Annotated in this window: 14 protein-coding genes; 5 read left to right on the plus strand and 9 right to left on the minus strand. The window is 72.2% G+C overall.

The window, feature by feature from the left end; all coding sequences use genetic code 11:
• Positions 1-126 precede the first annotated feature (126 nt).
• Positions 127-327 (plus strand): hypothetical protein, encoded by a 201-nt coding sequence (locus tag WMF33_RS27225; protein WP_437331358.1) that lies wholly within the window; start codon positions 127-129, stop codon positions 325-327.
• The gene (locus WMF33_RS27230; protein WP_020737398.1) at positions 324-557 is read left to right on the plus strand and encodes a hypothetical protein; all 234 of its coding nucleotides are present in this window, start codon (positions 324-326) and stop codon (positions 555-557) included. The genes WMF33_RS27225 and WMF33_RS27230 overlap by 4 nt, the downstream gene beginning before the upstream one ends.
• Here the strand turns inward: WMF33_RS27230 and WMF33_RS27235 are convergent.
• A complete protein-coding gene (locus tag WMF33_RS27235; protein ID WP_437331359.1) occupies positions 526-1,119 on the minus strand; it encodes a serine/threonine-protein kinase in 594 nt (197 codons plus the stop codon). The genes WMF33_RS27230 and WMF33_RS27235 overlap by 32 nt on opposite strands.
• Before the next feature lie 272 nt (positions 1,120-1,391).
• Between WMF33_RS27235 and WMF33_RS27240 the strand changes: the two genes are divergently transcribed.
• Positions 1,392-4,154 (plus strand): PAS domain S-box protein, encoded by a 2,763-nt coding sequence (locus tag WMF33_RS27240; RefSeq protein ID WP_437331360.1) that lies wholly within the window; start codon positions 1,392-1,394, stop codon positions 4,152-4,154.
• Between the two features lie 340 nt (positions 4,155-4,494).
• Here WMF33_RS27240 and lon read toward each other — a convergent pair whose 3' ends face one another.
• From lon to WMF33_RS27260, 4 genes are all read right to left on the minus strand, one after another.
• Entirely contained in the window at positions 4,495-6,894 is a 2,400-nt protein-coding gene (gene lon / locus WMF33_RS27245; RefSeq protein WP_437331361.1) for an endopeptidase La, read from the minus strand.
• Between the two features lie 235 nt (positions 6,895-7,129).
• On the minus strand, positions 7,130-8,938 hold the full coding sequence (locus WMF33_RS27250; protein WP_437331362.1) for an LA_2272 family surface repeat-containing protein: 1,809 nt from the start codon (positions 8,936-8,938) through the stop codon (positions 7,130-7,132).
• Positions 8,939-8,992: 54 nt separating this feature from the next.
• Positions 8,993-9,868 carry a tetratricopeptide repeat protein gene (locus WMF33_RS27255; RefSeq protein ID WP_437331363.1) on the minus strand — a complete coding sequence of 292 codons (876 nt, stop codon included), beginning with the start codon at positions 9,866-9,868 and terminating at the stop codon, positions 8,993-8,995.
• A complete protein-coding gene (locus WMF33_RS27260; RefSeq protein ID WP_061623474.1) occupies positions 9,865-10,467 on the minus strand; it encodes an RNA polymerase sigma factor in 603 nt (200 codons plus the stop codon). The genes WMF33_RS27255 and WMF33_RS27260 overlap by 4 nt, the downstream gene beginning before the upstream one ends.
• Positions 10,468-10,960: 493 nt before the next feature.
• Here WMF33_RS27260 and WMF33_RS27265 point away from each other — a divergent pair, with 493 nt between their 5' ends.
• The gene (locus WMF33_RS27265; protein ID WP_437331364.1) at positions 10,961-11,488 is read left to right on the plus strand and encodes a hypothetical protein; all 528 of its coding nucleotides are present in this window, start codon (positions 10,961-10,963) and stop codon (positions 11,486-11,488) included.
• Between the two features lie 24 nt (positions 11,489-11,512).
• On the opposite strand, the gene WMF33_RS27270 is transcribed toward WMF33_RS27265, so the two are convergent.
• Positions 11,513-12,499, minus strand: a complete 987-nt coding sequence (locus WMF33_RS27270) for a serine/threonine-protein kinase (RefSeq protein WP_437331365.1) — start codon at positions 12,497-12,499, stop codon at positions 11,513-11,515.
• A 569-nt stretch (positions 12,500-13,068) separates the two neighbouring features.
• Positions 13,069-14,352: a S1 family peptidase gene (locus tag WMF33_RS27275; RefSeq protein ID WP_437331366.1), complete on the minus strand. Its 1,284-nt coding sequence runs from the start codon at positions 14,350-14,352 to the stop codon at positions 13,069-13,071.
• 646 nt (positions 14,353-14,998) lie between these two features.
• On the opposite strand from WMF33_RS27275, the gene WMF33_RS27280 reads away from it, so the two are divergent.
• Entirely contained in the window at positions 14,999-16,000 is a 1,002-nt protein-coding gene (locus tag WMF33_RS27280) for a hypothetical protein (protein WP_437331367.1), read from the plus strand.
• Between the two features lie 94 nt (positions 16,001-16,094).
• Here the strand turns inward: WMF33_RS27280 and WMF33_RS27285 are convergent, their stop codons facing one another.
• Both WMF33_RS27285 and WMF33_RS27290 read right to left on the minus strand, forming a co-directional pair.
• Positions 16,095-17,096, minus strand: coding sequence for a response regulator (locus WMF33_RS27285; RefSeq protein ID WP_437331368.1), 1,002 nt, complete (start codon positions 17,094-17,096; stop codon positions 16,095-16,097).
• A 91-nt stretch (positions 17,097-17,187) separates the two neighbouring features.
• Positions 17,188-22,485, minus strand: a complete 5,298-nt coding sequence (locus WMF33_RS27290) for a trifunctional serine/threonine-protein kinase/ATP-binding protein/sensor histidine kinase (protein ID WP_437331369.1) — start codon at positions 22,483-22,485, stop codon at positions 17,188-17,190.
• Positions 22,486-22,654 lie beyond the last annotated feature (169 nt).

Below are 22,654 nucleotides of genomic sequence, written 5' to 3' on the forward strand. Positions count from 1 at the left end.
CGAGGGCGCGGGGCGGGCCGGCCAGGTGCCAGGCAGGACGGCCGCCGGGTGGGGACGGCGGCCACTTGGCGACGTGCCAGACGCGCCCCCTTGCTCCCCTGCCCCTTTCCGATCCACGCTGCAGGCATGCCCCGCCCCGACGCCTCGCCGAGCGACCCCATCCTTGCGGCCCTCGATCGCGCGCCGCGTGTGCAGAGGCTCACGCCGGAGCAGCGCGCCGAGCTCGAGCGAGACCTCGCCGACATCGCGGCGGGCCGAGCGCGCCTCGTCGCTCACGAGGATCTGCCGCGGGCCCTGGAGGAGCTGGCTCGCGGGCGGGACGGATGAGCTTCCGCGTCGTCTGGAACTTCCCCGCCCTGGCGACGTTTTACAGCCTGCCGATGCACTCGGCCTTCATGATCGACCGGGCGGTCGTTCGCTTCGCAGAGACGGGTGAGGGCGAGCTCGCATGGGAGGCGCCCCATTACCTCCTCAGCGCGGGCTTCCACGACGCGGTGCTCGCGATCGATCGCGAGGCGCGGACGATCACCGTGCTCCGCATCTATCGCGTTCGCTGAGCGCTACCGAGGGCAAGCGCTTCGAAGCCGCCCGCGCGGCGCCGGCATCCAGCGCCGCGCGGGCGGTGAGGGGAGTCGCTTCAGACACGCGGGCGATCTCGGTCACGCCCTGGACCCGGGCGGTCGGATCCTTCACGAGACACCGGCTCACGAGCGTCGCGACCTCTGGCGGCAGGTCAGGGCGCAGGCTCAGGAGCCAGGTAGGCGTATCCACCATAATCGCCGCCGTGACTCCAGCGTCAGTGTCACCCTCGAACGGGTGTCGCCCCGTGAGCATGCGATATAGGATCACACCGAGGGCCCAAATGTCCGTGCGCACATCCGCGTATTTGAGGCTGCGGATCTGCTCGGGCGACATGGAATGGATGGAGCCCATGATGAGGCCCGTCGCCGTTAGGCTCGCCTCCTTGATGGAGTTACCTACGGCGATGAACTTCGACAAACCGAAGTCGAGCACCTTGAGGGTGGGAGTCCCGTCCGGGCGGCGGGTAAGGAAGAGGTTCTTCGGCTTGAGATCTCGGTGGATGATCCCGCGCGCGTGGGCCTGAGGGCCCTCGACCAAGATGAGCTCCAGCTCCCCCTCACGTCGGGAGACATCATCCTCGCTCTGCTCCAGGCGATGGTTCCGGAGGAGCTCATGGGCACAACCGCGGACGCCCCAGGAAGGAGGAAACGGAAGAAGGAGCGATGGAGTACAAGCGGTTCGAACCCGCATCCACGCTATCTCGGCGCCCCTCGCTCCCCCCAGGCCGCCTCCGCCCGGCGGCCATGGTCCGCTCTCACGGGACGTCGCGGCCTGGCCCTCCGGCGCGTTCGAGGTACTCTGGTTGGAACATGAGCGCGGCAGCATCGATGCCGGGACAGGGCGACGAGGAGGGTAGTGTCGACCTGCAGTTCCGCCTGCTCGCCGAGATGCTCCCTCAGATGGTCTGGGCCGCTCGCGGCGACGGAACATGGGATTACGTCAACGAGCCTTGGCGCGCGTACACCGCGCTGACCGCGGAGCAGCTGACGCGCGCGGGCTTCGCCGCCGCGGTCCACCCGGACGACGCAGCCCGCAGCGCGGCGGCGTGGCGGGCCGCCGTCGCGCGCGGCGCGCCGTTCGCCGAGGAGCTCCGCCTGCGGCGCCACGACGGCGCCTACCGCTGGTTCCTCGCCCGAGCGGAGCCCGTCAGGGACCGAGCCGGCCGCGTGATCCGCTGGCTCGGCACGTCCACCGACATCGACGAGTCCCGGATGCAGGTCGTCGAGGGGATGGACCGGCGGCGGCTCGTGCAGGAGACCGCGCGCGACGTCACGGCGCGCAGGGACGCGGAGGAGAGCCCGCTCGAGAGCTTGGCGCACTTCCGGAACATCGCCGATCACGCGCCCGTGGTGATCTGGATCACGGCCCCTGACGGCTCGTGCATTTACGCCAACCCGCGGTGGCGCGAGCTCACCGGCCAGCCCGAGGCGACCAGCCTCGGCTTCGGCTGGCTCGCGGCGGTGCACCCCTCGGACCACGAGACGGCGGCGGAGACGTTCCGGCGGTCCACCGCGCGCCGCGAGGCCTTCAGGATGGATTACCGGTTCCGCCGCCGCGACGGCGCGTACCGCTGGTGCATCGACGTGGCCCAGCCGTGGCTCGGGCCGGACGGCGAGCTCCTGGGCTACATCGGCTCGGTCATCGACATCACCGAGAGGAAGGAGGCGGAGCTGCTCCTGCGCGAGAGCGAGGAGCGGTTCCGCCGCGCCGTGATGGCGACCCCGTTCCCCATCATGATCCACGCCGACGACGGCGAGGTCATCAGCCTGAACCGCGCGTGGACGGAGATGAGCGGGTATACCCGCGACCAGATCCCCACCCTCGCGGCGTGGCTCGAACGGGCGTACGGGGCGCGGAACGGCGACGTGAGCGACCTGATCCAGTCCCTCTACGATGCCGACGGCGGCACGGCCGAGCGCGAGCTCCCGATCTCCACGGCGAGCGGCGAGCAGCGGATCTGGGCGTTCAGCGCCGCGCCGCTGGGGAAGGACGCCGCCGGCCGGCGACTCGCCATCAGCATCGCCCACGACGTCACCGAGCGGCGGCAGATCGACGAGGCGCTCCGCGAGAGCGAGGCGCGCTTCAGGCAGCTCGCCGACGCGATGCCGCAGATCGTCTGGATGGCGAGGCCGGACGGCAGCATCGATTACTACAACCGTCGATGGTTCGAGCTCGCCGGCGCGGAGCAGGCGGAGGTGGCCGGCGATACCTGGATCTCGTTCCTGCCCGAGGCCGATCGCCAGCGGGTCCTCGACACCTGGTCTCGCTCGGTGGCGACCGGCGCTCCCTACGAGATCGAGCACCGCATCGCGTTCCCCGCCGCCCGCGAGCCCCGGTGGTATCTGGTCCGCGCCGTGCCGATCCGGGGAGCCTCGGGCGAGATCGTGCGATGGTATGGCACCTGCACGGACATCCACGACGCCAAGCTCACAGAGGCGGTCCTGAAGGAGGCGGACCAGCGCAAGGACGATTTCCTGGCGATGCTCGCGCACGAGCTGCGCAATCCGCTCGGGCCCATCCGCAACGCGGTCGAGCTCCTGCGGCACATGGCCGTGCAGCAGCCGGCGCTCGTGCGGGCGTGCGGCGTGATCGACCGGCAGGTCGCTCACATGGCCCGGCTGGTGGACGACCTGCTCGACGTCTCCCGCGTCGCGCGCGGCAGGATCCAGCTCCGCAAGGAGCGCTGCGACCTCGTGCGCGTCCTCCGGCACACGGCCGAGGATTACCGCAGCACGCTGGAGGCGAGCGGCTTGCGGCTCGATCTGGAGCTGCCGGCGGGGCCGGTCTGGGTGCTCGGCGACCCGACGCGGCTATCGCAGGCCGTGAGCAACCTGCTGCACAACGCCAACAAGTTCACCGATCCGGGCGGCCGGGTGACGGTCGCGCTGTCGGCGACGCCGGAGAGCTCCGCCGTGGTTCGCATCCGCGACACCGGCATCGGCATGGATCCGGCGACGCTGGCGCGCATGTTCGAGCCGTTCAGCCAGGCCGATCGCAGCCTGGACCGCAGCCGGGGTGGGCTCGGGCTCGGCCTGGCGCTCGTCAAGGGCCTCGTCGGGCTCCACGGCGGCGCGGTCTCGGCCGGGAGCGGGGGAATCGGCCACGGGACGGAGATGGTCCTCTGCCTGCCGATCGAGCGCAGCCAGGACCCGCCGTCGGAGCGCTCCGCGCCGCCCTCGTGCGGCGCGTCGCACGCGCTGCGCATCCTGATCATCGAGGACAACGTGGACGCCGCGGAGACCCTGCAGGCGCTGCTCACCTTGTACGGCTACCACGTCGAGGTCGCCCTGTCCGGGCCTGCCGGCGTGACGGCGGCGCGCTCGTTCCGCCCGGAGGTCATCCTGTGTGACATCGGTCTCCCTGGCGGGATGGATGGATATGGCGTGGCCAGGGCCTTGAGGGGAAGCGTAAGCCTCTCATCCCCCTCGCTGATGATCGCGCTGACCGGCTATGGTCAGGAGGAAGATCAGCGCCGGGTCCGGGAGGCTGGCTTCGACATGCACTTCATCAAGCCGATCGATCTGTCGTCTCTCCAGCGGATCCTCGCGTCGCTCACGACATCACCCGCGTGATCCCGTGAGCGCCTCATGGCGGTGCGAACGACGCCCCCCAATACAACGTAAGCGCCGGCGGGGGGCTGTGCGCGGCGGCGCGCGGGTGGGCGCGGCGAGCACCGAACGAGGTGCCATAAGCTCTCAGCGGGCTCTGCGTCTCAGGCGCGCCTTGTGTGGCGCGCGACGAAACGTCCCAGGAGGCATGGCCCGAAGTGAGACATGCCGGGCGGTGTTCTCAGCGCAAGCACCCACGCCGCCCGCCTCGGCGGATGGCCGAGCGCCCACCCGCGCGCCGCCGCGCACAGCCCCCCGCCGGCGCGCGCGGCTCGGCACAGCCGCGCGCGCTCGCCCCCCTCCGCTACGCGGCCGCCGCCGGCTCACCCGCCGTCGCGTTCGCCGCCGCGCCGCCGCCCACCGCCTCGATCGGCGCCTCCTCCAGCGCCGCCGCGATCACCTGGCTCATGTCCTCGACGAAGATGATCTCCAGCCCAGCCCGCACCTCCGCCGGGATCTCCTCCGCGTCGCGCGCGTTCTTCTGCGGCAGGATCACCCGCGTGATCCCGGCGCGGTGCGCCGCGAGCACCTTGGACTTGATCCCGCCGACCGGCAGCACCCGCCCGCGCAGCGTGCACTCGCCCGTCATCGCCGTGTCCGAGCGCACGCGCCGCCCGGAGAGGAGCGACGTCAGCGCGGTGAACATCGTCACGCCCGCCGACGGCCCGTCCTTGGGCACCCCGCCCGCCGGGACGTGGATGTGCAGGTCCTCCGTCTCGAGCTTCGCCGTGTCGACGCCGAGCTCGCCGGCGTGGCTGCGCACGTAGGTGAGCGCCGCCTTCGCCGACTCCTTCATCACGTCGCCCAGCTGGCCCGTGATCTCGACCCTCCCCTTCCCCGCCATCCGCGACGTCTCGATGAACAGGATGTCCCCGCCCACCGGCGTCCAGGCGAGCCCGGTCGCGACCCCGGGCACGCTCGTCCGCTCCGCGACGTCGCTGAAGAACCGGACCTTGCCCAGGTACTTGCCGAGATCGCTCGCCTCGATCACCACGCGCGGCGCCTTGCCGTCCGCCGCGCGGGCGATCTCCAGCGCGACCGCCCGGCACAGCTTCTTGATCTCGCGGCCGAGCTGCCGCACCCCGGCCTCGCGCGTGTAGTCGCGCACGATCGCCGCCAGCGCCTCGTCCGTGATCGACAGCGATCCCGCATCGATCGCGTGCTCCTTGAGCTGCTTCGGGACGAGGTGCGACCGCGCGATCGCGATCTTCTCGTCCGGCGTGTAGCCGGACAGCTCGATGACCTCGAGCCGGTCCCGGAGCGGCGCGGAGAGCGCGCCGAGGTCGTTCACCGTGCAGAGGAAGACGACCTCCGACAGATCGAACGGCAGCTCCATGTAATGGTCGACGAACGTCCGGTTCTGCTCCGGATCGAGCACCTCCAGGAGCGCCGCCTCGGGCGAGCCGCGGAAGCCCGCGCCGAGCTTGTCGACCTCGTCGAGGAGCACGACCGGGTTCTTCACCTTGGCCTTCTTCAGCGCGTGCACGATGCGCCCGGGCAGCGCGCCGACGTACGTCCGCCGGTGGCCGCGCAGCTCGGCCTCGTCGTGCACGCCGCCGAGCGAGATCCGCACGAACGGCCGGCCGGTGGCGTCGGCGATCGACTGGCCGAGCGAGGTCTTGCCCACGCCGGGCGGGCCCGCGAAGCACAGGATGGTCGCGCGCGCCTTGCCCGTCAGCTTGAGCACCGCCATGTGCTCCAGGATGCGGCGCTTCACGTCGTCGAGGCCGCGGTGATCCTCGTCGAGCTTCGCCTGGACCGCGTCGAGGTCGTCCTTGACGGTCGCCCGCGCGCTCCACGGGAGATCGGCGATCCACTCGAGGTAGGTGCGGATCACGTTGTGCTCGGCGCTCTGCGGGCCGACCGACTCGAGCCGCCGGAGCTCCCGGTCGGCGACCGCGCGCGCCTCCTCGGAGAGGCCGGCCTCGTCGAGGCGCCGGCGGAGGAGCGACAGCTCGTCCTCGCCCTCCTCGCCGCCCGCGAGCTCCTTCTGGATGGCCCGGAGCTGCTCGCGCAGGATCACCTCGCGCTGGCCCTTGCCGAGCTCGCGCCGCACGTCGTTGTCGATCTTCTTCTTCAGGTCCGCGAGCGCGGCCGCCTCGGCGAGCAGGCCGGCGACCCGCTGGAGCCGCGGCACGACGCGCAGCTCGGCGAGCACCTCCATCTCCTTCTCGGTCGGGAGCCCGAGCGCGCCGGCGACCTGATCCGCGAACAGGCCCGGCTCGGCCCGGCTCGCGGCGGCGATCTCGGCGAGGTTCGTCGCGGTCCTCGGGCCGAGCTCGCGGGCGCGCTCGCGCAGCGACGCGGCGAGCAGGCGCGCCTCCTCGGCGTCGCCGGGGAACTCCGGCGCGAGCGCGCCCTCGGCGCGCCAGTACGGCTCGGTCTCGACAAGGGCCGTGAGCGCGAAGCGATCGAGCCCCTCGATCACCAGCCGGTAGCCGTTCGAGACGCGCGTGACGTCGACGACCCGGGCGAACGTGCCGATGTCGTGGAGATCCTCGCGGCGCGGATCCTCGCGCTTGGGGTCGCGCTGCGCGATCACGCCGATCACGTCGCCGGGGTGGACCGCGCCGAGCAACGCCACCGAGCGGGCGCGGCCCACCGGGAGCGTGAGCACGGTGCCCGGGAAGAGCACGCCCGTGCGGAGCGGGAGCAGGGGGAATGGAGAGCGAGGCGCGCTGGCGCCGCTGCGAAGCTGGCTCATGCGAACTCCTGGGGCAGCGAAAGGCTCGCGCCATCCCTGCCGGATCGGATCGGTGGACGGGTGGTTGCGGAGCGCCGCGCCTCCGCCGGGTCAGGGCGGCGCGCGGCGCGCGGATGGGTCGCTCACGTAGACCGCCGCGAGCGACCGCTCGGGCGAGCTCCATGAATCGATGAACGGAAAGTAAATTCGTTCACGCGTCCGTCAACCCGCCCTGCGAGCGAGCGCGGCGGTCAGGTCAGAACGCCTCGACGCCGAGCACGAGGCCGGGCCAGCCGCGCCAGGGGTTCACGGTGTCGCCCTCGCCGAGGGCTTTGCTGCCGTACGGGCTGAGCTGGCTTTCCTCGGCGGTGGCGCCGTTGGCGACGTTGTAGCTGGGGCCGCCGAAGACCGCGAGGCCGGGGAAGAGGCGGTAGCCGAGGAGCGCGCGCGCCTGCGTCATCCAGGCCGAGAGGTTGCCCGTCGAGGGCTCGAGGAGGGAGTACCCGAGCAGGTCCAGATCGATGAAGGCGCGCTCGCGGAGATGGAAGCGGCCGCCCAGGCCGAGCGAGAACGCCAGCAGGGGGCGGTCGCCGGCCACGCGGACGCCGACCCCGTAGATGTTGTGGACGTGGACGCTCCCGTGCTTGAGGCCGGCCATCACGATGCCGGACTCCGTGCCCCACACGTCGACGTGGGTGCGGCCGTCGCGGATGAAGTTGAGCAGCCCGAACGAGAACTGCGATGCGTCGGCGTAGTTGACGAGGCCGATCTGCGTCCCCTCCACCTTGCCGGTGGCCACGTTGACGAGCCCGAGCTGCACGTCGGTCGACGCGCCCGCGGCCACGTTGATCAGGCTGAGCTGTGTGTCGGTCCATTGGCCCGCCGCCACGTTGACGAGGCCGAGCTGCACGTCGGTCGCCGCGCCCACGGCGAGGTTGATGGCGCCGAGCTGCACGCCGGTCGCGTCGCTCACGGCGGCGTTGACCACGCCGAGCTGCAGATCGGCCGCGGCGCCCGCGGCGAAGTTGATCGCGCCGAGCTGCGCCCCGTCCACGGCGCCGGCGGCGACGTTGAGCACGCCGCCCTGCGCGCCCGAGACCGGGCCGGCGGCGACGTTGATCGAGCCGACCTGCGCGCCCGAGAGCGACCTCGCGAGGTTGAATCCGGCGGCGATCTGCGCCCCGCGCGCCGGGCCGAGCGCGAGGTTGGCGCCGGCCGCGAGCTGGGTGCCGCACACGAACGACGAGGCGATGTTGACGCCGCCGCCGGCCTCGATGCCCGAGATGCCCGCCGTGTACCCGCCGACGAGGTTGAGCGAGTATCGGCGGACGACGTTCGTGCCGTCGAACGTCGAGGTGCCGACGAACGGGGCGATGTCGGCGCCGAGGAAGACGTGCTTCGCGCCGGGGAGCGAGCACCGGGGAGGCTCCGGGGGCGCGGGCCGCGAGGAGCGCGCGGCCTGCGCGGGGCGCGCGGCGCCCGCGGGCGCCGCCTGCCCGCCTGCGGGCGGAGGCGCCGCGGGCGCGGCGGGCTCCGGCTGCGCGGGCGGCGCCTCGGGGGCGCGCTTGCCGAACGACGCCGCGAGCTCCGCGGCCTCGTCCCGGACCAGGTTGCCCGCGAGCAGGGCGATCGCCTCGGCGGCGCGATCGGGATCCCCGGGGAGGTCGATGGTGCGCTCGATGCGGCGGCCGTCCGCGGCGCTGTAGCTCAGCGTGACGCGGCCGTCGGGCTCGCCGCGGAGCACCAGCGTGGGGCGCCCGGCGGCCGCCGCGCGGGCCAGCGTCACGCCAGCGCCGAGCTCGCGCTCGACGGCGGCGCGCACCGCGTCGGGATCGAGCGTCCACGGCGCGCCGTCGACGACGAGATCGACGCCGGCGGCGCGCGGCTCCTCGGCGAGGGCGCGCGCGGGAGGCGCAGCGGCCGCGGCGAAGGCGCCCGCGGCCGCGAGGGCGCGCAGCAGGGCGACGCCCGCGCGGAGGCCCGCGCCGCGCGCGGACATCTTCCGATCGCGGCGCGGCGAGCCCCGCGGCGGCGCGGGCGGAGGAGCGATGTGGGGTGTGTTCATCGACCGTGCTGTGCCCGCTCGCGGCGCGTTCGTTCACGCGCGCGACGCTCACGCTCACTCGTCCGCGCTGCGCATCGCCTCGAGCAGCGAGCGCGACTCGGCCTGGCGGTAGCCGCCGAAGGAGCCCTGCGCAAACGGCTCGAGCGCCCGCTGCGCCTCGTCCTTGCGGCCGAGGCGAACGAGGCAGAGGGCGCGGTTGTACTGGGCCTCGACGGCGAAGCGGCCGCGCGGGGCGGCCGCGAGGTAAGCGTCCCAGGCCGAGAGCGCGGACGCGGGATCGCGCTCGACGAAGTGCGCGCGGTGCGCCGCCTGATAGAGCGCGTCCGCGTCGGGCCCCGGCGGCGGGCGCTGGATGGCCTGGGGATCGCTCGCTGACGCGCGCGCGGGCGCGGGGCGCGCGGCGCTCGGCGCGGGCGCGGTCCGCGCGGCGCGCGGCGCGACGGCGAGCTCCGGCGCGCGCTGCGGCGCGGGGGCGACCGGGGGATCGGCGGTGGGCAGAGACGGCGGCGGCGGCGCGGGCGCGACCGGTGCGGCGCTCGCCTCGGCCTCCGGCGGCGCGGGCGCGTCGACCTCGGGCGCCGCGATCTCGGGCGCCTCGGGCGCGGGCGCGTCGGCCGCGTGCCGCGGCCCGGAGCGCGCTCGCGGCGGCGGCGCGGGAGGATCCCTCGGCGGCTCGGCCGCGCTCAGGCCGAGCTGGGACGCGATGTCGTGGAAGGCGTCCGGGAACCAGCGCGCGGCCGAGGCCCACGCGGCCGAGCCGACGAGCACGGCGGCCAGCGGGACGACCACGCGGACCGTGGTGAGCCGGCGGGCGCGCTGCGCCTTCAGGCTCCTCATCACGCGGGCGCGCGTCTCGTCGCGGCGGGCGACGGACGCGTCCGCCTCCTCGCGCAGCGCGCGCGCGGCCTCGCGGAGCACGTCGTCCTTCATGGGGTCCTCTCTTCCAGCAGCGTCCGGAGCTTCTGCTTGGCGTGGAACAGCCGCGTGCGCACCGTCGCCTCGGGCACGCCGAGGATCTCGGACACCTCGCGCGCGCTGCGCTCCTCGACCTCGCAGAGCACGAACGTCGCGCGCTGCGCGTCCGGCAGCGCGTCGAGGGCGCGGTTCAGGGCCTGGGCCAGCGCGGCGCGGCCGGCTTCCCGCTCGGGGCTCGGCGCGTCGTCCTCGTCCGGCTCCAGGGCGAGCCGCTCCATGGCGGCGCGGCGGCGCGCGGCGGCGCGGAGGTGGTGGCGGGAGTGGTTGACCGCGATCGCGATGAGGAACGTCTTCAGCGACGAGCCGCCGCGGAACCGCTGCGCGGCCTGCGGCAAGCTGACGAAGACGTCGTGCGCCAGGTCCTCGGCGGCGGCGTCGTCGCCGGTGAGGCGGCGGGCGAACCCGCGCACGGCCGCGTAGTGCTTGTCGTACGCCTCGCCGACCGCCGCGGCGTCCCCGCGCCGCAGCCGCTCGACGAGCGCCTCCTCCTCGTCCTGCGCGCGCTCGGCGCCGCGGGAGAAGAGGAACGGCATCACGAGCGCGATGGCCCTCATCGGCCGCGACCTCTCCGCGGCGCTCGCGGGGTGACCGGGGCCCGCCGCCTCTCCCGGCGGAAAGCCCGCCGCTCGCTCCGTCCCTTCTCGGTCCATCCCTGCGTTGTCATGGTTACATCCGAACGGGCCCAGCGGCGCTGCCCTTTTGACGTCGACGGGCGTCGGGGGGGTCGGGGCGACCTGTGGCACAGGGCTTCGTGCCCGGCGTGGCGGGGATCGTTCATGGGGCGGCGTCGGTTTCGTGCCCGGAGGGGCTCGGAACGTTCAACCCCGGCGGGGGAAATCGACCTCGGCCGGCGAGGTCGACCTCCAGGCGTGTTCCACCTCACCGCGTCGAGGGCTCCGGGCGGGGTGAGCGTCGAGATCGTGCGGAGGCGCGGGAGCGTTGAACGGAGCGCGCGGTGGCGGGCACGCAGCGTCGGGTGGGCAGAGGGCGCCGCGGGACGTGCGGCGCCGCTGCCCTGGGTCCATCGCTGATCAGGAGTGATGACGTATGAGCATGCGCACCGCCTTCGAGTGGGGCCTCGGCCTCTCTTTGTGCTTCGTCTCGACGACGATGATGGGTTGTTACATCAACACCAACGATCGCTGCGACTGGGATGAAGATGAGGAGGAGTGCTTCTGGGACGAAGGCCCCGACGCACCCCACGTGGGGCGCCCGGACCGCGAAGAGGAAGAAGAAGATGATGATGACCCCTCGGGCACCGGCGGCGAGGGCGGCGCGAGCACCGGCGGCCAGAGCGGCTCGGGCACCGGCGGCGAGGGCGGCGCGAGCACCGGCGGCGCGGGCGGGAGCTCCTCGGAGAACCCGGGCGCCTGCGAGGCGGACTGCGACTGCCCGAGCGGCAGCGCGTGCGTCGAGGGGACCTGCAAGACGCCCTGCGCGGCGTCGTGCGATTGCCCCGAGGGCGAGTCCTGCGAGGCCGGCTATTGCGAGCCGCCGCCCGAGCCGGCCATCTCCTGCGAGGCGGACTGCGACTGTCCGAGCGGCAGCGAGTGCGTCGAGGGGACCTGCACCTGAGGCGCACGGCGTATCCCGGGGGCCTTAGCTCACCGTGACCCGGGTCGCCTCGGCGCTCGCGGGTCGGGTCGCCGCGAGGCTCGCGGTGGGCACGTCGGCGTCCAGCGAAGCGCGCCTGGGCTCGCCCCGCGCCTCCGCCACCGGCGGCGGCGGACGCCAGGATCCCTTGGCGAGCCCCGCGAACGTCCGCGCGAGCTCCTCGACCGTCTGAAATCTCAGCGCGGGATCCCTCTCCAGCGCGCGCTCGAAGAACCCGTCCAGCTCGACGGGCAGCCCCGGCGCGACCTCGGAGATGCGGGGGACCCGGCCCATCGAGAGCAACATCAGGTGCTCTCCCAGGGTCCTCCCCTGGAAAGGCAGCTGTCCGCAGAGCGCCCGGTACATCACGAGGCCGAGCGACCACAGGTCGGTGCGATGGTCCAGCAGCGACCTGCCGTCGAGCTGCTCGGGGCTCATGTACCAGAGGGTGCCGAGGAGCTTACCCGACGTGGAGATCCCTGGTCGACCGAGCTCCTTCACGATGCCGAGATCCAGGAGCTTGATCCTCTCCTCTTCATCCTGGGACGAGATGAAGAGGTTCGCCGGCTTGATGTCCCGGTGCACGAGCCGGATCGCGTGCGCCTTCCGCAGCGCACAGGCGATCTGCGGCAGGAACGCGGCCACCTCCTGCACGGTCAGCGTCCCGCGCCGCAGGAGGCGCGCCTCGAGATCCTCCCCGTGGAGGAGCTCCATGACGATGTACGGCGTCCCGGCGTCGACGCCGAAGTCCATGATCCGTACGACGTGATCCGTCTCCGAGCCGAGCCGCGCCGCCGCCCTGGCCTCGCGCGCGAACCGCTCACGCGCGCCCATGTCGGAGGCATACGTGTCCGATATCAACTTCAGGGCGACCGGGCGCTCCAGATAGCGATCCAGAGCTTGCCAGATGGTCCCCATGCCGCCTGCCGAGATCCGTCGTTCGGTCCAGTAGCGGCCCGCAACCAACCTTGGAATCACGCTGTCACGGGTCATGGTGCCTCTCTCCTGATTTGACGAGTCGATCGAGCCGGGTCCGCGCACGACAGCGCCGAACGCGCCTCTGCGCGGCCGGCGCAAGGAAGACAGGTCATCCCTGCGAGGGCGTGAGCTCCGTCCTCGACGAGAACGAGCTGCCTCGGCGAACGCGCAGTTCCTCTCGCGGAGGCGGCGCCCCCGGGCGCGCAGAGCGCTGGTTGGTCAGGTGTGATAGATGCGGAGAGCCCGCCGGCTCGTCTCCTGGACAAGCGTCGGAGTGAGGCGAATCGGCGTTCGTCGTCGATGTCTGCAAGGCATGTGCCCCGCGGTATCCGCCCCAGCCGAGGCCAGGGCTCAACCTACGTGGGGGCCCTATCCCACCGGGGAGCTTCGCCGGTCGCGCGTCGGCGATATGCCCGGTGGGGCGCAGCGCTGAGGTAATTCGTCACATCGTGGCAAAACCATCGTGGCAGGTTCGCCTCGATCGCGATCGGGCTCGCGCCCCAGGGCGCCGCGCGCGCGCCTCTCCGCCGGCGGCGCCGGCTCCGCGCAAGATTCCGACGCAACGGCCGTACGCGGCGCGACGGCTACGGTGCGTGCAAGACATTGACGTTCAGCACCGACTCGGCGGCCCGGATGCCCTGATAGAGGCTGTCGCACTCGCTGTATCCGGCCACCTGGAGCCCGTAGGCCACGTGCGAGGCGTACATCGGCGCGCCGCTGTCGCCGCCGGTCCCGCAGAACGACCCCCGACCCAGCTTGCGCACGGTCACGCCGCCGTACGTGGCCGTCACCCCGAGCTGGGTGACGTACCCGCAGTCGCTGCGGCCGTAGAAGGCGCCGGTGGTGCAGATGCGCATGCCCAGCACGCTCGTGTTGTCGGATTTGATCGTATACGTCGTGTTGGTCGTCGTGTCCGGCCCGCTCGTGACGTGGACCCACGGCTCCGGATCCCATCCGCCCGGGTTCTTGATCCGCAGGATCGCCATGTCACCGCCCTTATGCCACTCCCAGTGCCACACGGAGCCGATCACATGGCTGGAGTTGTCCGTGAAGCGGGTCGACCAGTCGTCGGTGTTGCCGGGCGCGCAGTGCCCGGCGGTGAACTGGTAGAGCACGTCGTTGACTTTGCTCTTGGCGATGAACGCCCCCGTGCAACCCGCTCCGGAGTTGGTGATCCGGATACCGCCGCGTAGCGGCGGGTCACAATGGGGATAGACGCACGCGCGCGCCGTGGCGCGGCCGGCGTACGAGCCGAGCGCGAGCACGTCGCCGAGCTCCGCCCTCGCGGCGGCGACCAGGTCGCGCTGGGCTTCGGTCAGCCGGCCCTCGGCTGGTACCTGCAGCTCGACCGCACTGAGGTCCGCGCGCAATCCGGCGGTCAGGGTCGCGTCCGCGCCGTCGTTGACCTTCTCGATCCGATCGCCGAGCCAGTCGTTGGCGCGCTCGAGCTCCGCCATGGAGCGGCGCCCATCGACAATGTCGTACCCTTCGGTCAGACCGATCTTCCGGGCCGCCTCCCGCACGAAAGCGACCGCGTCGGTGCCGGCCTTGCCCGCCACGCCGACGATGATCCGATCGCCGCGCGCGGCGTCGATCCAGGTGCCGCCGAACTGATCGCCCAGACCGGCGCTGACCAGCTCTTCGAGCGCTGGCGCGAGCGTCTGCCAGCCGAGCCGCTGCTGCGCTTCGGCGTACGAGATGCCACGCTCGCGGGCAAACCCCGCCACTTCCCAGTCCGTCTCGGCCCGGGTGGCGGAAGACGGAGAGGAAAATCCGTTGGGCGACAGGTGTCCTTCCAAGGCGGAGTCCTCGTGGGAAGGCTCCGCGTCCGGATCGGCCGTCAAGCATCCCGAGAGCAGCGCCGTCACGACAGGGATGGCGAGCCACTGGAGGGACAGCGTGGTCTTTCGATGGCAATCGTACATGATCATCTCCGTTGTCGATCAAAGGCTCTGTCGGGGAGACGCGGTGTGACTCCGCCGATGAGCCCAGCCAAGGATCCCGAGCGCAGGCCGCCGCACGACACGCGCGTTCGCCGCGGAACAACCGCCTGCCGACATCGGCGATCCTGCGGCGCCCGTCCGAGGGTGCGCCGCAATCCGCCAATCAGCAACGGGCGTGCCGATGAGCTCGCCGCGAGCCAACATCGACCGCCGATGCGCTTAGATCACGGCGGAATCGGCGCGATCCTGCAGTTCATTCCCGCCCGGCAGCCGACGCGGCCGCTCGACCCCGGGGCGGCTCGCCGGAGGGGCGAGCCTCCACGCCTGGAGGCCACGGCCTCCAGGCCGCGGCCCTCATCCCGGCACCTCGCGCCGCCGGCAGCCTCCCGGGCGCGCGGCGCCGCCGCCCAATTCGCCGTCAGCGCATCGACCTCCCTCGCGAGCGACGACCCGCGCGTTCGGCGTCTGATCCCGAGATCAAGTCGTACGACTTAACACAACTTAACAGCAAGCGGACGGAGTCTGCGGTACTCACCCGGCGGGGGAAAAACACCGGCTCAGGAGAATCCTTATGAGCGAGAAGAGCACCCTGTCGATGGATACCGATGCTCGTCGTGCGTCGCGCGCCGTCTGGCCGCGCGTCGGCGCGGCGCTGTTGCTCCTCGGAACCCTCGGCGGCGCCGCGTGCACCGCCGGCGGCGCCGTCGAGGAGGAGAGCCTCGGCGAGGCGAGCCTGCTCGGATCTTACCATCTGACGAGCACCTATACGGGCAACGTCGGAGACACCCGCGGCTGGCTCATCGAGTGGGAGGTCCCCGAGTTCGTCAACGAGTCCGAGGCCTGGGGCGTGGTGGGCCAGTGGTACTACAACCTGGAGTCCGGCATTTACCACACCCCGGACGGGTGGTTCGTCTACTACTTCGGAGATGACAACGGGGTCACGGGGAATCACTCGAGCTGCAACACCCAGTGGGGCTCGGGGGGCACCTGCGGCGGCTCGCTCAGCGGCCTGCAGCCCGGGGATCAGGTCGTCTTCAAGTACGAGTGGTGCACGTCCGCGCGCGTCGCCGACGTGAACGGCTCGCTGCTCTGCCTCTATGTCGACATGAAGGACGGCGCCGGCTGGCAGTTCCTCGCCCAGGACACGCGCACGACCGTCGAGATGTACGCGCACGACATCGAGCATTTCCGCGACGTGGGCCCGCAGTACGCCGAGCCGCAGATCTCCTGCGATACGCCCATCAAGATGCTGCGCCAGCAGCTGAAGACCACCTCGGGCACCTGGCAGAACATGTCGGGCTCGAGCACCTGGTCGTTCTACAACGAGCCTCCTTACGTTTACCAGAACAAGAACCTCAGCGCGTCGCCGTCGACCTGGGAGTCTTGCTTGCAGTGCAGCAGCCTGGCCTCATGGCAGTCGGGGCAGGTGTATACGCCCGGCACGCTGGTCACCCAGGGCGGACAGTTCTGGCAGGCGAAGCAGCAGATCTGGTGGTCGCACCCGGACTGCCCACCCAGCAACCCGGCCTCCTGGTGCCCGGCCGAATGGGCCCGCCTCGGGTCGTGTAACTGATCGCGGAGCTCTCCCCACGACGCGCGCTGGAGGCAACCCTGCTCTCGAGGGTGGATGCGCACAGGGCGCATCCACCCCCCTGCGAGCAGGGCACCTAAACCTTGTGCCGCCGGAGGGCGAACGCGACGCCCTCCTGGAGCGTCAAAAACGTCCTTAACCCCGAAAGCGAGACGCCGAGCGCGACCAGCTGCAGCGCCGCCTCCGGGCCGAGGCCGGTCAGCACCGGCTCCGCGCCGAGCAGCCGGACCGCGCCGGCCGTCCGCTCGAGCTCCATCGCCATCGCCTCATCCATCCTCGGCACGCCCGTCACGTCGATGATCGCCGTCCGGGTGCCCCGCGCGACGATCCCCGCGAGCAGCGCCGACCGCATGCCCTCGCCGCGCCGCGCGTCGAACTCCCCCACGAGCGGGACCACGACCGCGCGCCGGGAGATCGGCACGATCGGCGTCGACAGCGCCCCGAGCGCCTCGACCTGCGCCCGGAGCGCGATCTCCCGCTCGCGCAGCCGGCTCTCCTCCTCCTGGCGCTGCCGGAGCTCGGTGAGGTGCGCCTCGCGCTCGAGCAGCGCCGCGTGCGCCCTCGCGCGCTCCCGCTGGTGCCGCCACTTCGCGCTCAGCGCCGCGGCCATCTGCCGCACCTCCACCGGCTCGAACGGCTTCTTGAGGACCAGGTACCGGTCCACCTGCGAGAGCCGGCTCGCGATCTCCTTCCAGGACAGGTCGGTGTACGCCGTGCAGAACACCGCTTGCACGTCCGGATCCTCCTCGAAGATCCGGTGGATCGTCTCGACCCCGTCGATCCCGGGAGGCATCCGGAAGTCCACGAACGCCACCGCGTAGGGCTCCCCGCGCGCCCGCGCCTCGCGCACGAGCTCGACCCCCTCCTCCCCCTGGTGCGCCAGCGTGAGCTCGACGTCGAGCTCGACCACCGGGAGCGTCATCGGCGCGTCGAGGTCGCCGAAGAGCTCGGCCTCGTGCTCCTCGAGCGACGACCTCTGGGGCCCGACCTTCAAGATCCGCTGGAAATCGCTGTGGATCGCGGCGTTGTCGTCGACGACCAGGATCCTCGTTCTGTGGAGCACGCTCGCCTTGTTCATCGGTACCTCGGCCCGCGCCGGCCCCCTCGATCCGAGCGAGCCGGCCCTGCCGTGCGCGGAAGATCGCCGCTACGCACCGCCCGGGCGCGCGTCAAGCGAGCGCCTCGGCGCGCCGCTTCCCGCTCCGGGGCGCGGTGGCCGGGAGCTCGAGCGTGAACTTCGCGCCCTGGCCGGGGCCGTCGCTCTCCACGCGGAGGTCCGCGCCGAGCAGGCGGGCCTCCAGCACGCTCGCGTGCAGGCCGAGCCCCGTGCCCTCGGGCCACGTGGTGAACCCCTGCTGGAACAGCCGCGCCAGGTGGTCCGACGCGATGCCCACGCCGGTGTCCTCGACCTCCACCGAGCAGCCACCCCCCTCCCGCGGCGCGCACCGCACGAGCACCCGGCGATCCGGGCCCACCGCGTGGCACACCGCCCGCCGCGCGTTCGTGATGAGGTTCGTGACGATCTGGAGCAGCCGGTGCCGGTCCGTCTCGACCCGCGCCTCGTCCGAGAGCTCGCAGACGACCTCGATGCCGTGGTGCGCGCGCTCGGCGCGGTTCAGCCCGACGCGCAGGGCGTCCTCGACCACCGAGGAGACCATGACCGGCTCGACGATGAGCTTCATCCCGGCGTTGCGCAGCTGATCGGACACGATGTCGCGGATGCGGGCCACGCACTCGCCGAGCTCCGCGAGCTCGCCGGCCGCGGCCTCCTGCTCGGCCGCGAGGTGGCGCGCCAGCTCGTCGACGTACTCGATCAGCCGCTGGCCGCGCGGGTCGTCCGAGAGGAACCCGGCGAGGTCGTCCCGGTGCGCCTTCAGGAGCTGCGCGACCTGGCCGAGCCGCGGGACGCGCGAGCCCGCGATCCTCTCCGAGAGCTGCATCCGCAGCACCATGACGCTGTTCAGCGCGTTGCCCACGTTGTGCATGGCGCTGCCCGCGACCTCGGCCATCCCGGCCTTGCGCGCGGCGTCGACGAGCTGCTGCTGCGTGCTCCGGAGCTCGCGCGTGCGCTCCTCCACCATGCGCTCGAGGCTCTCGTAGACGAGCGCGTTGTTGAACGAGACGGCCGCCTGCGCGGCGAGCAGGTGCAGGATCTCGAGCCGCTCGGGCCCGAAGAGCCCCTCGAACAGGTTGTTCTCGAGGTAGATCGCGCCGAGCGCCCGCCCCTTGAACAGCAGCGGCGCGCACAGCATCGACCGGACCTTGCGCGCGCTCACGTACGGGTCGTCCCGCACGGCCGGGTCCTGCGAGGCGTCGGCGTAGATCACGCTCTGCCGCGTGCGCACCGCGAGCCGCACCGCCGAGGCGCAGACCTCGTCGCTCTGGTCCTCGAGCGGGATCGACGGCAGCGCCCTCGACGCCGGCGGGTGCGCCGTGCCCAGCGCCACCAGCGCGAGGTCGTCGCCGCGGACGAGCAGCAGCGCCCCCCGCTCGGCGCCCGCGTTCTCGACGAGCACCTGCACCATGCTGCTGAGCAGCCGCTCGACGACCAGCTCCTCGGAGAGCACGCGCGCCGCCTTGAGCAGCGTCTCCGCGTCGAACACGTCCGCCCGCGCGCCCCGCTCGCGCCCGGGCTTGATCAGCGGGAACTCCTCGGTCAAAAGCGCGATCTTGCGGCCCAGGCCCCAGCGGCCGTAGGCCTGCAGCGCGTCGGTCAAAAAGTCGAGCGCCACGCGCGTCCTGCCGCGCGACATCCAGAAGCGGCCGGCCAGCTCGCACGCGAGCGCCTCGATGTTGACGAACGCGTGCTGCCGGCCTAGCGCGATCGCCTGCTCGTACAGCCGCGCGGCCTCGTCCACCCGGCCGTCCAGCCGCGCCGCCTCCGCCTCGACCAGCGCGTGCTTGTGGGCGAAGTTCGCCGGGCAGCTCTCCGCCCAGCCGCGCAGCCGCTCGCGGCACGCGTCCAGATCGGCCCGGAGCCGCGCCCGGTCCCCCTCCGCCGCCTCGGGCAACAGCGCCGCCAGCGCCAGCGCGCGGTAGAACCGGAGCGCCGCGGTCTGGAACTTCCCCGCGAGGAAGCCGAGGTTCTCCTCCGCCTCGTCCGCCAGCCGCAGCGCCTCCGCGGGCAGGCCGTGCAGGTACAGGCACGTCGCCTTGAGGATCTGGTAGTGGCAGAGCGCGTAGCGCGTCTGGTGCGCCTCGCAGTCCTTGAGGTACTGCTCCTCCGTCAGCGCCTCCTCGGCGACCGCGGCCGCGTCGCCCGTCAGGTCCCGCAGCGCCAGCAGCAGGCCGAGGATGCTGTGCGTGGCGACCGTGTGCTTGGTGCGCTTGGCGAAGCGCAGCGACGCGGGCAGCTCGTCGAGCAGCCCGCGCGCGCTCGCGCCGCGGAACAGCGGGTTGAGCAGCAGGTAGATCAGGAAGTAGCCCGCGAACTGGAGATCGCCCGCGTCCAGGCCCGCCCGGTAGCCGTCCCGGAACAGCGCGTCCGTCTCCGACAGCGGACGCACCCACGACTGGATGTTGTTGCCGAGGATGTAGCAGGCGCGGCAGAAGTCGCCCTGCATCCGGAACCGAAGCCCGATGTCCGCCGCCAGCCGGCCGAACGCGTAGCCCTGGTGGTAGTCGCCGTAGAAATGCCCGATCAGCCCGCCGTACATCGCGAAGCCGTACGACGCCTCGGGCGCGAGGCCGTGCTCGAGCGAGATCCGCACGATGCTGCAGCACGCGAAGAAGTTCAGCTTCTCGAGCTTGAGCATGTACAGCGGCGCCATCAGCTCGTTGAGCACGCCCACCGCGAGCCGCTGGCTCTCGTCCGCGATCTCCTCCGCCTCGATCAGCGACGCCGGCGCCCGGCCGCCGAGCAGCTGCTCGACCCGCGCCGCCTCGGCCTCGACCAGCGCGTCGAGCTCCGCCGCGCTCGCGCGCGACGGCAGCGCCACGCCCACCAGCGCCAGCGCCTCCCGCCCGGCCTCCACCGTGTCGGTGAAGCGCCCGCGCATCGTGTACTGCACCATCCGCAGCTTCAGCAGGTCCGCCTTCTCGACCGGCGTCCTGGCGTAGCCGAGCGCCTCGGTGACGAGCGCCTCGGCCGCGTCCATCGCCCCGAGCAGGTACTCCACCTCGGCCAGCTGCCGCAGCAGGGCGAACGCGAGCGCGTAGTGCGACCCGAACGCGCCGGCCGGCAGCAGCCCGCGGCCCGCCTCCAGGTACCGCCGGGCGGCGGCGTACGCGGTCGCCTGCTTGGCGCGCACGGCCGCCTCCAGGTTCAGCTGCGCGATCGCGAGCCGCTCCTCGACCGACTGCACGAGGCCGAGCCCCTCGTCGAGCTGCTCGACGATCTCGAAGATGCGCTCGGAGCGCTCCTCCGGCCCCGCGGCTGCGAGCAGCCGGCGGCCGATCCGGAGGTGGACCGCCTCGCGCTGCGGCCTGTCGATGAGCCCGTAGACGGCCTGCTGCACCCGGTCGTGCAGGAACCGGTAGCGGCCGGCGGCCTCGCCCGGCGCGCTCGAGGGCTCGCCGACCGCGAGGATGTACTCGTCGCGGATCGCCGGCACGAGGCGGCGCGCGACCTCCGCCCGGTCGAGGCCGGCGATGACCGCGAGGGTCTCCAGGTCGAACGTGTTCCCGATGCACGCGGCGAGCCTCAGGAGCTCGACCGTCCCGGCGTCGAGGCCGCGCACCCGCCCGCTCATCAGCTCGACGACGTTCTCGGTGAACCCGCGCGCCTCGATCTTCTCGATGTCCCACCCGAAGCGCCGCTCCTCCGGGCAGAAGTAGACGAGCCCGTCCGCGTCGAGCGCCTGCAGGAACTGCCGCGCGAAGAACGGGTTCCCCTCCGTCTTGTGCATGACCAGCCAGGCGAGCGGCTCCACCGCCCTCGCGTCCTGCCTCAGGGTGTCGGCCACGAGCCGGGTCAGCGACGCGAACGACAGCGGGAAGAGCTTGATCGTGTTCACCGTCACCGAGGTCGCCTGCACGGACCTCAGCGTCAGGCACAGCGGATGGCTCTCGTTCACCTCGTTGTCGCGGTACGCCCCGACGAGGAGCAAGGGCCCGAGATCCTCGCCGCCGTGGAGCCCCTCGAGCAGCCAGAGCGAGCCCGCGTCGGCCCATTGCAGGTCGTCGAGGAACAGGACGAGCGGCTGCTCGCGGCCGCAGAACGCCTTGAGGACCCCGCGGAACGCCAGCAGGAGGCGGTGCTGCGCCTCGGCAGGGCCGAGCTCGGCCGGCGCGGGCGGGACGTTCCCGGCGCCAAGGACGATCCCGAGCTCGGGCAGCACCTCGACGAGCAGCGACGCGTTCCTCCCGAGGCGCTTCAGCAGCGACTGCCGCGCGGCCTCGACGCGCTCCGCGCTCTCCGCCAGCACCTGCTGGAGCAGGCTCCGGAGCGCCTGGATCACCGCGGAGTACGGGATCCCGCGGTGGAGACGGTCGAACTTGCCCGAGATGAAATAGCCGTGCTCCCGCGTGAGCGGCTTGTAGATCTCGTGCACGAGCGACGTCTTGCCGATCCCGGAATAGCCCGTGATCATGATCATCTCGCGGCTGCCCTGGAGCACCCGCTCGAAGATCGACAGGTACTGCTGCGCCTCCGCCTCGCGGCCGTAGAGGCGCTGCGGGATGCGGAAGTGACCGGAGACGTCGTGCTCGCCGGGCGGGAACGGGTCGATCCGCCCGGCCTCGCGGAGCGCGCGCTGGCACCGCTCCAGGTCCTTCGACAGCCCCTCTGCGCTCTGGTACCGCTCCTCCGCGTCCTTCGCGAGGAGCTTCATCACGATGGCCGACACGGCCGGAGGGACGGAGTCCTCGGGCAGCGGCGCGGGCGGCCGGGCGAGGTGCGCGTGCATCCACTCGAGCGGCCCCGAGGCGTCGAACGGCAGGCGCCCGGCGAGCATCACGTAGAACACGACCCCGAGCGAGTAGAGGTCTGTTCGCCAGTCGAGCGTCCGGTTCATCCGGCCCGTCTGCTCCGGCGACATGTAGGGGAGCCTGCCCTCCTCGACCGTGCTCTGGGCCTGCGGGTGCTCCTTGCGGAGCCGCGTCGAGAACATGAAATGGGTGAGCCGGACCGCGCCAGTCCCGGGGTCGACGAGGAAGCTTTGCGGCTGGATGTGCTTGTGGATCACGCCGCCGCCGTGCACCTCGGCGAGCGCGTCGGCCATGCGCGCCGCCCACGAGAGGAGCTGCGCGATCCGGAGCGGAGCGCGCGCGAGGAGCGCGTCGAGGGGCACGAGCCCCTCGTCCTCGAAGACGAGCACCGGTGTCTCGCCGGAGAGCTCCACCCGCGCGGGGCAGAGCGCGCGCGCGGCGTCGAGAGAGCGGGTGATCTCGAATTCGTTGAGCAGCGCAGAAGCGGCCGCAGCAGCCGTATGACGAGGTGAGTCGAGGTGCCCCTTGAGCAGCACGCGGCGCTCGTCGCTCTCGCGCACGGCGCGCACGAGGCTCCACCGCTCATTTGTCGTCTGCACAACCTCTTCGCTTCGATAGCCCACAGCTGCTTGCAAGGCTCTGCTCCGATCTGGCGAGGCGATGACTGCCCTCCAGCAAGGGGCGGATAATAAGCCGCCGATCCGCGGCTGTCACAGAAATTGTCGAAACTCCAGGGAGAACTCGGCGGCTATCGACGTTTGCGCGTGC

It is taken from the genome of Sorangium sp. So ce394, from assembly GCF_051474665.1.
In the GTDB taxonomy this organism is placed as follows: Bacteria; Myxococcota_A; Polyangia; order Polyangiales; family Polyangiaceae; genus Sorangium; species Sorangium cellulosum_D.